At 59.2% G+C, this 13,884-nt stretch carries 13 protein-coding genes; 6 read left to right on the top strand and 7 right to left on the bottom strand.

From position 1 onward, the window contains the following. Positions 1 to 39 precede the first annotated feature (39 nt). On the bottom strand, positions 40 to 2,538 hold the full coding sequence (gene copA / locus INF73_RS10340; protein ID WP_028012205.1) for a copper-exporting P-type ATPase CopA: 2,499 nt from the start codon (positions 2,536 to 2,538) through the stop codon (positions 40 to 42). A 108-nt stretch (positions 2,539 to 2,646) separates the two neighbouring features. On the opposite strand from copA, the gene cueR reads away from it, so the two are divergent. Continuing rightward, positions 2,647 to 3,057 (top strand): Cu(I)-responsive transcriptional regulator, encoded by a 411-nt coding sequence (gene cueR, locus INF73_RS10335; RefSeq protein WP_028012206.1) that lies wholly within the window; start codon positions 2,647 to 2,649, stop codon positions 3,055 to 3,057. On the opposite strand, the gene INF73_RS10330 is transcribed toward cueR, so the two are convergent. The 3 genes from INF73_RS10330 to INF73_RS10320 form a co-directional block, all read right to left on the bottom strand. After that, positions 3,054 to 3,506: an NfeD family protein gene (locus INF73_RS10330; protein ID WP_028012207.1), complete on the bottom strand. Its 453-nt coding sequence runs from the start codon at positions 3,504 to 3,506 to the stop codon at positions 3,054 to 3,056. The two genes, cueR and INF73_RS10330, sit on opposite strands and share 4 nt — an antisense overlap. Continuing rightward, entirely contained in the window at positions 3,503 to 4,417 is a 915-nt protein-coding gene (locus INF73_RS10325) for an SPFH domain-containing protein (RefSeq protein WP_008499312.1), read from the bottom strand. The genes INF73_RS10330 and INF73_RS10325 overlap by 4 nt, the downstream gene beginning before the upstream one ends. Before the next feature lie 110 nt (positions 4,418 to 4,527). After that, positions 4,528 to 5,385, bottom strand: coding sequence for a hypothetical protein (locus tag INF73_RS10320; protein WP_041911048.1), 858 nt, complete (start codon positions 5,383 to 5,385; stop codon positions 4,528 to 4,530). Positions 5,386 to 5,631: 246 nt separating this feature from the next. On the opposite strand from INF73_RS10320, the gene fetA reads away from it, so the two are divergent. Further along, complete coding sequence (fetA, locus tag INF73_RS10315) at positions 5,632 to 6,303, top strand: iron ABC transporter ATP-binding protein FetA (RefSeq protein WP_193541242.1); 672 nt, start codon at positions 5,632 to 5,634, stop codon at positions 6,301 to 6,303. After that, positions 6,296 to 7,078, top strand: coding sequence for an iron export ABC transporter permease subunit FetB (fetB, locus tag INF73_RS10310; RefSeq protein ID WP_045260704.1), 783 nt, complete (start codon positions 6,296 to 6,298; stop codon positions 7,076 to 7,078). The genes fetA and fetB overlap by 8 nt, the downstream gene beginning before the upstream one ends. A 50-nt stretch (positions 7,079 to 7,128) precedes the next feature. Here fetB and INF73_RS10305 read toward each other — a convergent pair whose 3' ends face one another. Genes INF73_RS10305 through tesA form a run of 3 tightly spaced genes read right to left on the bottom strand, consistent with a single transcriptional unit; the run spans position 7,129 to position 9,464 of the window. Then, entirely contained in the window at positions 7,129 to 7,983 is an 855-nt protein-coding gene (locus tag INF73_RS10305) for a co-chaperone YbbN (RefSeq protein WP_028012211.1), read from the bottom strand. Between the two features lie 58 nt (positions 7,984 to 8,041). Continuing rightward, positions 8,042 to 8,851, bottom strand: a complete 810-nt coding sequence (locus INF73_RS10300) for an SDR family oxidoreductase (protein WP_102863616.1) — start codon at positions 8,849 to 8,851, stop codon at positions 8,042 to 8,044. Further along, on the bottom strand, positions 8,841 to 9,464 hold the full coding sequence (gene tesA / locus INF73_RS10295) for a multifunctional acyl-CoA thioesterase I/protease I/lysophospholipase L1 (protein ID WP_193541244.1): 624 nt from the start codon (positions 9,462 to 9,464) through the stop codon (positions 8,841 to 8,843). Before tesA ends, INF73_RS10300 begins: the two co-directional genes overlap by 11 nt. Between tesA and ybbA the strand changes: the two genes are divergently transcribed. The 3 genes from ybbA to INF73_RS10280 all read left to right on the top strand — a co-directional run bounded on the left by ybbA (position 9,435) and on the right by INF73_RS10280 (position 13,860). Beyond that, positions 9,435 to 10,121: a putative ABC transporter ATP-binding protein YbbA gene (ybbA, locus tag INF73_RS10290; protein ID WP_193541246.1), complete on the top strand. Its 687-nt coding sequence runs from the start codon at positions 9,435 to 9,437 to the stop codon at positions 10,119 to 10,121. The genes tesA and ybbA overlap by 30 nt on opposite strands. After that, positions 10,118 to 12,532, top strand: a complete 2,415-nt coding sequence (gene ybbP, locus INF73_RS10285; protein ID WP_193541249.1) for a putative ABC transporter permease subunit YbbP — start codon at positions 10,118 to 10,120, stop codon at positions 12,530 to 12,532. Before ybbA ends, ybbP begins: the two co-directional genes overlap by 4 nt. A 182-nt stretch (positions 12,533 to 12,714) precedes the next feature. Beyond that, entirely contained in the window at positions 12,715 to 13,860 is a 1,146-nt protein-coding gene (locus INF73_RS10280) for a porin (protein ID WP_047367634.1), read from the top strand. The last annotated feature ends 24 nt before the right edge of the window (positions 13,861 to 13,884 follow it).

Below are 13,884 nucleotides of genomic sequence, written 5' to 3'. Positions count from 1 at the left end.
GACCGGAAAGGGTCATGCTAGCGCGTACGAGAACAAGGTTCAATCCTTCGGTTTAAACCGCAGCAGACGGTTGGCGTTGCTCACCACGGTAATGGAGGAAAGTGCCATCGCCGCACCCGCAACCACCGGGTTCAGCAGGGTGCCGGTCAGCGGCCACAAAATGCCGGCAGCAACCGGAATACCGAGCGAGTTATAGACGAACGCCCCCAGCAGGTTCTGCTTCATGTTGCGCAACGTGGCTTTCGAAATGGCCAGGGCGTCGGCAACGCCCATCAGGCTGTGGCGCATCAGCGTAATGGCGGCGGTTTCAATGGCGACATCGCTCCCGCCACCCATGGCTATCCCTACGTCCGCCTGGGCCAGCGCCGGGGCGTCGTTGATGCCGTCGCCCACCATCGCCACCTGGCGACCCTGACTTTGCAGGTTCTTGATGGCGTCCGCTTTGCCGTCCGGCAGCACGCCCGCAATCACCTCATCAATACCGGCCTCTTTCGCGATGGCGTTGGCGGTGGTCGGGTTATCCCCGGTCAGCATCACCAGGCGATAGCCCGCGCGGTGCAGGCGCTGTAAGGCATCCACGCTGTCCTGGCGAAGCGGATCGCGCACGGCCAGCAGCGCGGCGGCTTTGCCATCCACCGCCAGCAGAACCGGGGTGGCGCCCCGAGACGCCTGTGCTTTCAGCTCTTCTTCCAGCGCGGACGTATCAACACCGTTTTCATTCAGCAATGCCTGGTTACCCAGCAGCAGCGCGTGGCCGTCGGCTTCACCGCTGACGCCAAGCCCGCGCAGGGTACGGAAATTGCTGACCTGCGGCAGGGCAGAAGCATTCGCCTTATCGAGAATGGCGCGGGCCAGCGGGTGGCTGGAACCCTGCTCCAGCGCGGCGGCAAGGCGCAGCGCGTCCTCTTGCGCAATGCCAGCGGTGCTCACGGCCACTACCTGCGGTTTGCCCTCGGTCAGCGTGCCGGTTTTATCAAAGACAATCGTATCCAGGGTGCTTGCCCGCTGCAGGGCATCCGCATCACGGACCAGCACGCCAAACTCGGCGGCACGGCCCACGCCGGAGATAATCGACATCGGCGTCGCCAGGCCAAGAGCGCACGGACAGGCGATGATCAGCACCGTAGTGGCGATGACCAGGGTGTAGACAATCTGCGGTGCCGGGCCGAAGACATACCAGATCGCCGCGCTCAGCAGAGCAATGCCGACCACTACCGGCACAAAAATGGCCGAGATTTTGTCAGCAAGCTGGCCAATCTCCGGCTTGCTGCTCTGGGCCTGGCGGACCATGCGGATAATACGCGACAGCGTGGTGTGGCTACCGACGGCACTGGCGCGGAACAGCACGCTGCCGTCCTGCACTACCGTGCCGGCATGAACCGCATCGCCCTGTGATTTTTGCTGGGGGATCGGCTCCCCGGTCAACATCGCTTCATCCAGCCAGGCGTCGCCCTGGGTGATTTCACCGTCGACGGGCACCCGGTCGCCGGTGGTCAGGCGAAGCGTCATGCCCGGCTGTACCTCCGCCAGCGGGACGCTTTTTTCCCCATCGTCCGTGACCACGCGGGCCGTCGGCGGGGTTAAATCGAGCAAGCGTTCCAGCGCTTTCGAGGAGCGCTGACGGGCACGCGCTTCCAGCATGTGGCCCAGGTTAATCAGGCCGATAATCATGGCGCTGGCTTCATAATAGAGATGGCGGGCTTCCATCGGGAACCACTGGGGCCAGACGTTCACGCTCATGGAGTACAGCCACGCCGCGCCGGTACCGAGCGCAACCAGCGTATCCATCGTCGCCGTGCGGTTTTTCAGGCTCTTCCAGGCGCTGGTATAAAAATGCCCACCTGCAAAGACCATGACCGCAAGGGTAATTAAACCAATCACCAGCCACAGCGTGCGGTTGTCTGCGGTGACCATCATGTTGTCACCCATCATGCCCCACACCATCACCGGAATACCGACCAGCAGGGCGACGATCGCCTGCCAGCGGAAGCGCTTCATGGTGGCAATAGCCGTTTCCTGCTGGCGCTCGCGGCGCTCGGCATCATCTTCGATGGCCTCCGCCCCGTAGCCCGCTTTTTCCACGGCCTGCACTAAATCTGCGGCGGAGGCACTGCCCATCACCAGCGCAGTACGCTCCGCAAGGTTGACCCGTGCCTGTGCGACGCCCGGTACCGCCTGCAGGGCGTTCTGCACGCGGGAGACGCAGCTGGCGCAGCTCATGCCGTTGATCAGCAGCTGTTGGCTGTCATCAATATCATCTGCTGCCGGAAGCTCAGGAGTGGCCGCTGTCAGCGCTTCCGACGGGGATGATGACTCTGCCAGCGGATTAGCCTTTGGGTGGCTTAACTCCGCCCCATAACCGGCCTGTTTAATGGTATCAATCAGCGCGTCCGCGCTGGCGCTGCCGGTCACGGCGGCATGGTCGATAGTCACTTCAGCGCTTTCAACGTCAGGACGCTGTTCCAGGCTTTCTTTAACGCGTTTGACGCAGTGGCCGCAGGAGAGGCCGTCCAGCGTCAGGTCGATAGTGTGAGACATAACAAAACTCCCGTATAATATATTGGTCAGTTGTTGACCGGAGTAACGCTTTTCGCTAACTGTTATGAAGGTTAAACCTTCCATCAAGGGGAAGGTCAAGGGGGAAATGTGAATATCAGTGACGTGGCAAAAAAAACCGGCTTAACCAGCAAGGCGATCCGCTTTTATGAAGAGAAGGGGCTGGTAACGCCACCGCTGCGCAGTGAAAACGGCTACCGCAGCTACACGCAGCTGCATCTCGATGAACTGACGCTGCTGCGCCAGGCAAGACAGGTGGGGTTTAATCTGGAAGAGTGCGGCGAGCTGGTTAACCTGTTTAACGATCCGAAGCGCCACAGCGCGGACGTGAAAAAACGCACGCTGGAAAAAGTGGCGGAGATCGAGCGCCACATCATCGAGCTACAGGCGATGCGCGAACAGCTGCTGCAGCTGGCGGAATCCTGTCCGGGTGATGACAGCGCCGACTGCCCGATTATTGATAATCTTGCCGGCTGCTGCCATCGCAAAACCCACGTCTAGCAGGCTTTTACCCGCAGCGTAATCCCTTCCACCGCAATGACCTCAACCTGCGTTCCGGCGCTGAGGTCGTCGTCGGCCACCACCGGCCACGAGCTGTCGCCCACGCGCATGTGCCCGCGCCCGTTCACCAGCGCGGCGTCGAGCGTAAAGCGCTTGCCGACAATCTGCTGTCCGCGCTGGTTGAGATGCGCGTCCAGCGGTTTCTGCTCCTTGACCTGACGGTTAAGCCAGCGCCACCACAGCCAGGCGGCAACCAGCGTCAGCACGGCAAACAGCGCGCCCTGCCACGCCCAGCCCAGAGGAAGGATCCAGACCAGCAGGCCCGTAATGACAGCGGCAACACCGCTCCAGAGCAGGTAGCCGTTGCCGCCAAGCATCTCCGCCGCCAGCAATAAGCCACCGAGGCTTAGCCAGAAGGCATGAGGATGTGCAACGATGAGCTCAATCATTTTTTACGCTCGTTTCCGCTGTCTTTGATCAGTTCGGCGATCCCCGCGATAGAGCCCATCAGGCTGCTGGCGTCCAGGGGCATCATCACCACTTTGCTGTTGTTCGCGGAGCCGATCTCCTTCAGCGCATCGGTATATTTTTGCGCCACGAAGTAGTTCACGGCCTGGATATCACCGGCGGCAATCGCCTCGGAGACCATCTGCGTTGCGCGGGCTTCCGCTTCTGCGGAACGTTCACGCGCTTCCGCCTGTAAGAACGCGGACTGACGGTCGCCTTCGGCTTTCAGGATCTGCGACTGTTTTTCCCCTTCCGCTTTGAGGATCTCCGCCTGACGGACCCCTTCGGCTTCCAGAATATAGGCACGCTTGGTACGCTCGGCCTTCATCTGCGCGTTCATGGAGGCGATCAGCTCTGCCGGTGGGCGCACGTCGCGGATCTCAATGCGGGTGACTTTGATCCCCCACGGGTTCGTTGCCTCGTCAACAATGTGCAGCAGGCGGGTATTGATGCTGTCGCGCTGGGAGAGCATTTCGTCCAGCTCCATCGAGCCGAGCACGGTACGGATGTTGGTCATCGTCAGGTTGACGATCGCCAGCTCCAGGTTGCTCACCTCATAGGCCGCTTTCGGCGCATCAATCACCTGAATAAAGCAGACGGCGTCGATGGTAACGTTGGCGTTATCTTTGGAGATCACTTCCTGAGAGGGGATATCCAGCACCTGCTCCATCATGTTGATCTTGCGGCCAATCCGGTCCATGAACGGAACAATCAGGCTTAGGCCGGGCTGCAGCGTGTTGGTATAGCGGCCGAAGCGCTCGACGGTCCACTGGTAACCCTGAGGGACAATTTTGACACCTGCGCCCACGATAACCAGCGCGACGAATATAAGGACGGGAACAACGATGAGCATAAAAACCTCCTGTTTTGCATGCTTTGATGAGAAAAAGCGCGTGTTTGCTATTCGTAAGTATATCGGCTAATGGGCTAAAATTCGCCCCGTCCGACGGGCGGGGCAGAGCGTTAGTGGTAGCTGTAGGTAAAGTCAGCGATCAGCGCATCGTCACCCGCATCGGCGATGGCTTTCGACAGGCCGTGATAGAAGGTCTCCAGCCCAATCTCTTCGACCTGGCGCAGCTGCTCGCGGATCGGCGCGCAGAACAGCTCCGCATTGCCCGCGCCCACGCGCTTGTTGTTCGGCGGAAGCTGACCGGTGATCCCTTTGAACCAGGTGCGAACCGCGCCCTTCAGAGAGGTGGGCGCGTCGTTGACGGCGTCGTGTCCCGTCAGAATTTGCAGCGTCGGGAACTGGTCCGCGCAGACTGCCGTTTTCATACGCGCATAAAACTGGCTGAAGAGTTCGAAAGACTGCAGATCGGTGACTTTGGGTTTGGTCGTTTTGCCCTGAACGTTGCCTGTCTTTTTCGCCGCGGGCTGCGCGGGCGCCAACTTATTGAGCTGCAGATCGAACAGCAGGTTCGCGTGTTCGCGTCGTTTGCTTACGTCCGGGAAGCGTTCGATAAACGCGCGGATAAATTCCGGCGTCATCAGGTCCGCAAAATCATGGTTGACCAGCCACTGGCCGCGGGCAAACTCACCGGGAGACTGGAACCAGGCCGGAACCTTGCCCGGCTCGAACTCTTTGACATTCCCTCTGCCGTCGATTTCAACGAAGCGAGTGCCGTTATCAAACGCAAAGCGGCAATTCTTCAGCTGAATGACCGGCTTCATCTTCAGCAGGCCCTTAACGAACCGGACAAGCTCTCCCCCGAACACATAAGCCGTAACGGATTCTGAAGCAATGGCAGCAAGAAGCTGATCGATGGTTTTCACGCCGGGTTCAAGTTCAGAAAACTCATAAAAAGTGTGAATATTAGACATTCTTGTACTTCCTTATTGTGTTGCGGGCAGAGCTTAACACCACTTTAACGAATGTTCTAAACCAGGGATACGGAAGTGTCGCTAAGGTCACGGCGTAAACTGTAAAGTGAAAGTGTAAAGCATGTCTAATGAATGCACGGTAAACACAATCGGAAGTCTTGGTGGAGAAAGGGGGCGCTAAAACGCGTTGTGACGAACGTGCGGCACGGATTATGCTAATAACGCTCAGGAGTTACTGGAAAAAATATGAACAACGAAAATGCAGTTTTGCAGATAAAGGACGTCGGCTTTCGTGTCGCAAATAACACGATCCTTCAGCACGTCGGGTTTAACCTTTCTCCCGGTGAGTTCAAGCTGATAACGGGGCCGTCAGGCTGCGGTAAAAGCACCTTACTGAAGATTGTGGCCTCACTACTGAGCCCAACGGAGGGAACCATTCTGTTTGAAGGGCAGGATATTGCGTCACTTTCACCGGAAAGCTATCGCCAGCAGGTCTGTTATTGCGTCCAAACGCCCGTGCTTTTTGGCGACACGGTTTTTGATAACCTGATTTTTCCGTGGCAAATCCGCAATAAAACGCCGGAGCCGGAAAAATTCATCGACGATCTGGCCCGTTTTGGCCTGGCGGAGGAGACGCTGACCAAATCCATCAGTGAGCTCTCGGGCGGAGAAAAGCAGCGCGTCTCGCTGATCCGTAATCTGCAGTTCTTACCGAAGGTATTGCTGCTGGATGAGATCACCAGCGCGCTCGATGATGCCAACAAACGCAACGTCAACGAGATTATTCATCGTTACGCCCGCGAGCAGAATATTGCCGTGCTGTGGGTGACGCACGACTCAAACGAAATTACCCATGCGGATGACGTGATTACGCTCCAGCCGCACGGCGGGAAAATGCAGGAGGCCAACCGTGGGTGAGCATAACATTACCAATGAATCTCTGGCGTTTTCGATGGTGCTGGTGCTGATTGCTATCGTCGTCAGCTACCGGGAAAAGCTGGGCCTGGAAAAAGATATTGTCTGGAGTATCTGCCGCGCGGTGGTTCAGCTCATCATCGTCGGCTATGTGCTGAAGTATATTTTCAACGTCAACCACGCGGTGCTGACGCTGCTGATGGTGCTCTTCATCTGCTTTAACGCGGCGTGGAACGCGCAGAAACGCAGTAAATATATTGATAAGGCGTTTATCTCGTCATTTATCGCGATTACGACCGGGACGGCGCTCACCCTGGCGGTGCTGGTGCTCTCTGGCTCGATTGAGTTTACGCCGATGCAGGTGATCCCTATTTCCGGGATGATTGCGGGAAACGCCATGGTGGCCGTTGGCCTGTGCTACAACAACCTCGGCCAGCGTTTCAGCAGTGAACAGCAGCAGCTGCAGGAGAAGTTAAGCCTGGGGGCGACGCCAAAAGTGGCTTCAGCGCGGCTGATTCGTGAGAGCATTCGCTCATCGCTGATCCCGACCGTGGATTCTGCCAAAACGGTGGGGCTGGTGAGCCTGCCGGGCATGATGTCGGGGCTGATATTTGCCGGTATCGATCCGGTAAAAGCGATTAAGTATCAGATCATGGTGACGTTTATGCTGCTTTCCACGGCGAGCCTGTCCACCATCATTGCCTGCTACCTGACCTATCGGAAGTTCTACAACCCGCGCCACCAGCTGGTGGTGACGCAGTTGAAAAAGACGGGGTAATATCCGTTTTTGTAGGCCCGGTAAGCGTTAGCGCCACCGGGCATTTTTTGTTAGTAGAGCAGCGCGTACAACTGACGACGATACTTCGACGCCAGCGCGTCTCCGGTGCCCAGCGCGGCCAGGATCTCCTGGAACATCTTGCGCGCCTGACCGTCTGCGGCAGCCAGATCTTTCTGCAGGTGACTGAACAGCAGCTCCAGCGCCTCTTCGTTACGTCCCACCTGATGCAGCTGGAGCGCCAGCTGGCTTGCCAGCGCGGCATCCGCCGGGTTGTCGGCTACCTGCTGCTGCAGCTGCTGAATTTCCGGGGTGTCCGCCGCCTGCTTCAGCAGCTCAATCTGCGCCACCAGCCCCTGATAGCGGGTGTCCTGATCCTGCATTGGTACCGTCTTGAGCACGGCTTCCGCGTCTTCTGAACGGTGCAGGGCGATCTGCGTTTCCGCCAGCAGCAGGCCGATCTGGCTGTTCTGGTTCGACAGCTGCCACGCCTCTTTCAGCAGCGGCAGCGCCTCGTCGTATTTGCCTTCCTGCATCAGCGCCATCGCTTCCTGCGCTTTCAGCTCTTCTTCGCGCGGCAGCACTTTATCCAGCAGGGCGCGAATCGCCTCTTCCGGCTGGGGGCCCTGGAAGCCATCGACAGGCTGGCCGTTCTGGAACAGATAAACGGTTGGAATGGCGCGCAGACCAAACTGCGACGCCACCATCGGTTCGGCGTCACAATCCAGTTTCGCCAGAATGAACTGACCGTTGTACTGCGCGGCAAGGCTTTCCAGCACCGGCGTCAGCTGCAGACAGTGCTGGCTGCGCTCAGACCAGAAGTAGAACAGCACCGGTTTAGCCATCGACTGTTCGAGGACCTGTTGCAGGTTTGCTTCTGTAATATTGACGATATTCTGTACGGACATGCGGCTTTCTCTTTTGTCGGTTTACTCTTTACATGGGGATGAGCGTCGTCGCTTCAACTCAGCCGTGCAAAATTTTGTCCATTATCCTGCCCGGCAGCAGGCGCTTTAACCAGCCGACGGCATGGGTGACCAGCGTCACCGGATAGCGCATTTTGGGATGCTCGCTCTCAAAAGCATGGCGCACTTTGGCAACCACCGCCTCTGGCCCGAGGGTAAAACGTGCGGCGATGCCGGGGTTTTCGACCGGTTTATCCGCCTGGGTCTGGTTAACGTTTTCGGTAAAGCGGGTGCGGATCGGGCCGGGTTCAATCAGGCTGACCTTGATGCCGCTGTGGCGCAGCTCCATGCGCAGGGCGTCGGACCAGGCTTCCAGCGCATATTTGCTGGCGGCGTAGGCGCCGCGGCCCGGGGTGGAAATCAGCCCCATCACTGAAGATGTCATCACGATGCGCCCTTCGCCGTGCGGCAGCATGGCCGGGAGCAGACGCATGGTGAGCTGATGCACGCCGAAGAAATTGGTTGAAAACTGCTTCTCCAGCGTTTCGCGCGAGAGCGTATCCAGCGGGCCATACACTCCGTAACCGGCATTATTAAAGAGACCGTACAGACGGCCTTCGGTCAGGGCTATCACCTCGTCGGCGGCGCGTTCAACGCTCTCCGGCGAGTCCATATCCAGCTGTATGCCGGTAAAGCCCAGCCCGTTCATGCGCTCGACATCGTCAGGCTTGCGGCACGCTGCCAGCACCCTAAATCCCTGGCGCTTTAGTTCAAGCGCGCTTTCAAGGCCGATTCCGCTGGAACATCCTGTAATTAAGACCGATTTTTGCATAACTTTACCTGTCAGGAACTCCGCTGAATTACGAGTCATGTTTAACTAAAGGAGCCAGCCGCGTTGCCATCCAGTCGGCAATAAACGGCTGCGCATCGCGATTGGGGTGGATACCGTCGTCCTGCATCCACTGGGGTTTGAGATAGACCTCTTCCATGAAAAATGGCAGGAGCGGAATATCAAACTCTTTGGCAAGCTTAGGGTAGATCGCGCTAAAGGCCTCATTATACCGACGACCGTAGTTGGCGGGCAGGCGAATTTGCATCAGCAGCGGCTGGGCTTTTGCCGCCTTGATGTCCCGCAAAATGGTGCGCAGCGTTTGCTCGGTTTGCTGAGGCTGGAAGCCACGCAGGCCGTCATTACCGCCAAGCTCAACCAGCACCCAGCGCGGCTGATGCTGCTTGAGCAGCGCAGGCAGGCGCGACAGACCCTGCTGCGAGGTATCGCCGCTGATGCTGCCGTTGATAACGGTCGTCTTGCTTTGCCATTTGTCATTGAGCAGAGCCGGCCAGGCCGCGCTGGCCGCCATGCGGTAGCCCGCGCTCAGGCTGTCGCCAAGAATCAGTAACGTGTCCGCTGCCGCCGCGCGGAAGGTCATCAGCATCAAAAACAGGAAGGGCAAATGCCAGCGGAAAACAGTGTTGAAGTTCATCGTCTTAAGAAGTCCGTCGGTCAGGGGGAGCAGGAGCTTTCAATCCTTACCGGAGTTGAACTCGTTGTCAAACGCGCCGAAACCATCGCGCTGATTGGCGAATCCGGTTCCGGCAAGTCTACGCTGCTGGCGATTCTGGCCGGTCTGGACGACGGCAGCAGCGGAGAAGTCCACCTGGTCGGGCAACCGCTGCACCAGCTTGATGAAGAGGCGCGAGCCGCGCTGCGCGCGCGGCATATCGGTTTTGTCTTTCAGTCCTTTATGTTGATCCCGACCCTGAACGCGCTGGAAAACGTCGAACTCCCGGCGCTACTGCGCGGCGAAAAGAGTCGCGAAAGCCGCACGCATGCGAAGGCGCTGCTGGAACAGCTCGGCCTGGGCAAGCGCCTCGACCACCTTCCGGCACAGCTTTCCGGCGGGGAGCAGCAGCGCGTGGCGCTGGCGCGGGCGTTTAATGGCCGCCCGGAAGTGCTGTTTGCCGATGAACCCACCGGCAACCTTGACCGTAACACCGGGGATAAAATTGCTGACCTGCTGTTTTCGCTTAACCGCGAACATGGCACCACGCTGATCCTCGTGACCCACGATCCGCAGCTGGCCGCCCGCTGCGACCGCCGCCTGCGGCTGGTGAACGGTATTCTTCAGGAGGAAGCATGATCGCCCGCTGGTTCTGGCGCGAATGGCGCTCGCCCTCTCTGCTGATTGTCTGGCTGGCGTTAAGCCTGGCGGTGGCCTGCGTGCTGGCGCTCGGCAGCGTCAGCGACCGTATGGAAAAAGGGCTCAGCCAGCAGAGCCGCGAATTTATGGCCGGGGACCGGGCGCTGCAAAGCTCGCGTCCTGTGCCGCCTGGCTGGATTGAGGAAGCGCGCAAGGAAGGGCTAAAGGTGGGGGAGCAGCTCACCTTCCAGACCATGACCTTCGCGGGGGACACCCCGCAGCTCGCCAGCGTGAAGGCCGTGGACGACATCTACCCGATGTACGGGGAATTACAAACCAGCCCGCCGGGGCTAAAGCCGACGCCCGGCACGGTGATGCTGGCATCGCGCCTGATGGCGCTTCTTAACCTGAAGCCCGGCGACAGTATTGACGTTGGCGATGCCACGCTGAAAATCGCCGGGGAAGTGGTGCAGGAGCCCGACTCCGGCTTTAACCCGTTCCAGCTCGCGCCGCGCCTGCTGATGAACACCGCCGATGTCGCGAAAACCAACGCCGTCCAGCCGGGAAGCCGCGTCACCTGGCGCTACAAGTTTGGCGGCACGCCCGCGCAGCTGGAGGCGTATGAAAAATGGCTTCTGCCGCAGCTCAAGCCGGAACACCGCTGGTACGGGCTGGAGCAGGACGAAGGGGCGCTCGGCAAATCCCTCGAACGTTCCCAACAGTTCCTGCTGCTGTCGGCGCTGTTAACCTTGCTGCTGGCGGTGGCGGCGGTTGCCGTGGCGATGGGGCACTACTGCCGCAGCCGCTACGACCTGGTGGCGATCCTTAAAACCCTCGGCGCGGGGCGGGCACAGCTGCGCAAGCTGATCGTCGGCCAGTGGCTGATGCTGCTGGCCCTCTCTGCGCTTACCGGCGGAATAATAGGCCTGCTGTTTGAAAAACTGCTGATGGTGATGCTGAAACCGGTGCTGCCGGCCGCACTGCCGCCGGCCAGCCTCTGGCCGTGGCTGTGGGCGTTGGGCGCGATGGCGGTGATCTCGGTGCTGGTGGGGCTCCGGCCTTACCGCCTGCTGCTCGCCACGCAGCCGCTGCGCGTGCTTCGCAACGATGTGGTGGCGAACGTCTGGCCGCTGAAGTTTTACCTTCCGCTGATTATTGCGGTGGCGGTGGGGCTGCTGGCGTGGCTGATGGGGGGCAGCACGCTGCTGTGGGCGGTGCTGGCCGGGGCGGTGGTGCTGGCGCTGCTGTGCGGCGTGCTGGGCTGGGTGCTGCTCAACCTTCTGAAAAGGGTGACGGTAAAATCCCTGCCCGTGCGCCTGGCGGTCAACCGTCTGCTGCACCAGCCCTGGTCTACGCTCAGCCAGCTGTCGGCATTTTCCCTGTCGTTTATGCTGCTGGCGCTGCTGCTGGTGCTGCGCGGCGATCTGCTCGACCGCTGGCAGCAGCAGCTTCCGCCGGAAAGCCCGAACTATTTCCTGATCAATATCGCGCCTGAGCAGGTGACGCCCCTGAAGGGCTTCCTGTCGGAGCATCACATTATCCCCGAGTCGTTCTACCCCATCGTTCGCGCGCGTCTGACGCAGATCAACGGCCAGCCAACGGAGGGGAACAAGGACGAGTCGCTTAACCGCGAGCTGAACCTGACCTGGCAGGAGAAACGCCCTGACCACAACCCGATAACCGCCGGCACCTGGCCGCCGAAAGCGGGAGAGGTGTCGATGGAAGAGGGGCTGGCGACGCGCCTGAACGTGAAGCTCGGGGACAGCGTGACCTTCACCGGTGATACCCAGGATTTTACCGCCAACGTCACCAGCCTCCGTAAAGTGGACTGGGAAAGCCTGCGGCCAAACTTCTTCTTCATCTTCCCGCCGGGCGCGCTGGACGGGCAGCCGCAGAGCTGGCTGACCAGCTTCCGCTGGGAAAACGGAAACGGCATGCTGACGCAGCTTAACCGGGAGTTCCCGACGGTGAGCCTGCTGGATATTGGCGCGATCCTCAAACAGGTCGGGCAGGTGCTGGAGCAGGTGAGCCGCGCGCTGGAGGTGATGGTGGTGCTGGTGACAATCTGCGGCATATTGCTGCTGCTGGCGCAGGTGCAGGTGGGCATGCGCCAGCGTCATCAGGAACTGATAGTCTACCGCACGCTCGGTGCGGGTAAGCGGCTGCTGCGGGCGACGCTCTGGAGCGAGTTTGCGCTGCTTGGGCTTGTGGCGGGTCTGGTCGCGGCGATTGGCGCGGAGACGGCGCTGGCGGTGCTGCAGACAAAGGTCTTCGACTTCCCGTGGGAGCCTGACTGGCGTCTCTGGCTAGTACTCCCTCTCTGCGGCGCGGTGCTGCTCTCCCTCTGCGGGGGCTGGCTCGGGGCGCGATTGTTAAAGGGCAAGGCCCTGTTCCGGCAGTTTGTGAATTGATTTGGCATGGTAATAATTACGCACCGGTTTTTATGCCGGTGCGTAATGCTTAAATAGCACAAAGTGATAATGCCAACGCATTTAGTAGCACAAAACATTAAAAACCCGCCCACACAGCCCGAAAATTTCCGGTTAATATTCACCAGCTAAATATTTAGCAGCGTGTCTATTAAGGAAAAATAATGACTATAAAAAAATCAGCGCTGGCGGCAACGATCGGCGCGGCAGTGGCATTGACTACTTTTGCATCTCAGGCAGAAATCACCGTACTTAAGCAGGATCCTCAGGCGGGTAACCCGCTGAGCCGCCTGAACTTCACCGTTGGCGGCAGCATTCGTCCTCAGTTCCAGAACATGACCGGCGATGACGGCAAAAACGGCTACAAGCGAAACGGCTTTGACGGCGGTACCCGCTTCCGTTTCGCGGCTGATTACTACCTGTTTGACGACATCAGCTGGATCAGCTACTACGAGCTGGGGGTGAACATTCCGGCGCAGTTTAACTGGGATAACCACTACGCCGACGGCGCGCACGACACCTCACGCCGCATGCTCTACACCGGCCTGAAGAGCGATACCTGGGGTACGCTGACCTTCGGCCAGCAGAACAGCGTGTACTACGATGTGGTGGGCGCGAAAACCGATATCTGGGACTACGACATGATCGGCCAGGCGCCGGGTAACGGGATCAACGGCGACTACGACGGCTCTTACCGTTCACGCCAGATGCTGAAATATAAGAAAACCGTGGGCGATGCGGACATCTATGCATCCTACCTGTTTGAAGACAGCGAATACCTGCCGGGCAACGGCCTGCGCTACAAGCGTAAAGGCGGCGGCTCACTGGGTATCGATTACCACCTGACCACCGATCTGACCTGGGGCGCTGCGTGGAACTACACCCGCGCGGACATGCGTAACCCGGACAACGGCGACAGCAAATCCTACGACCAGAATATTGTCGGTACTGCGCTGAGCTGGACGCCGGACAACTGGACCTTCTCCGCTGGCGGCGGCTGGTACCAGAACTTCCTGACCACCAAAAAAGTGTCTGTTAACGACTACTTTGCGGGCGACGCGTGGGGTATTGAATACTTCGCAGGGTACAAATTCCCAATCGGTCAGTACGCGGTGAAATCCATCCAGCCTTACTTCATGGGTGACCGCATTGAGTACGTGAACGGCCGTAACTACCAGCGCATCGACAACGGCGTGGGTATCAGCTTCCAGCTGGATTACGGTTTCCGCGTGGATTACGAACACGTGTTCACCTCCAGCACCGACAACCTGGGCGATATGAACCTGGTGCGTCTGCGTTACGACTTCTAAGCCGTCTTTTCCCCGGTGGCGCTG

Source organism: Enterobacter cloacae complex sp. P6RS (assembly GCF_014982245.1).
Lineage (GTDB): Bacteria > Pseudomonadota > Gammaproteobacteria > Enterobacterales > Enterobacteriaceae > Enterobacter > Enterobacter bugandensis.
This window is presented reverse-complemented; position numbering and strand designations above follow the sequence as displayed.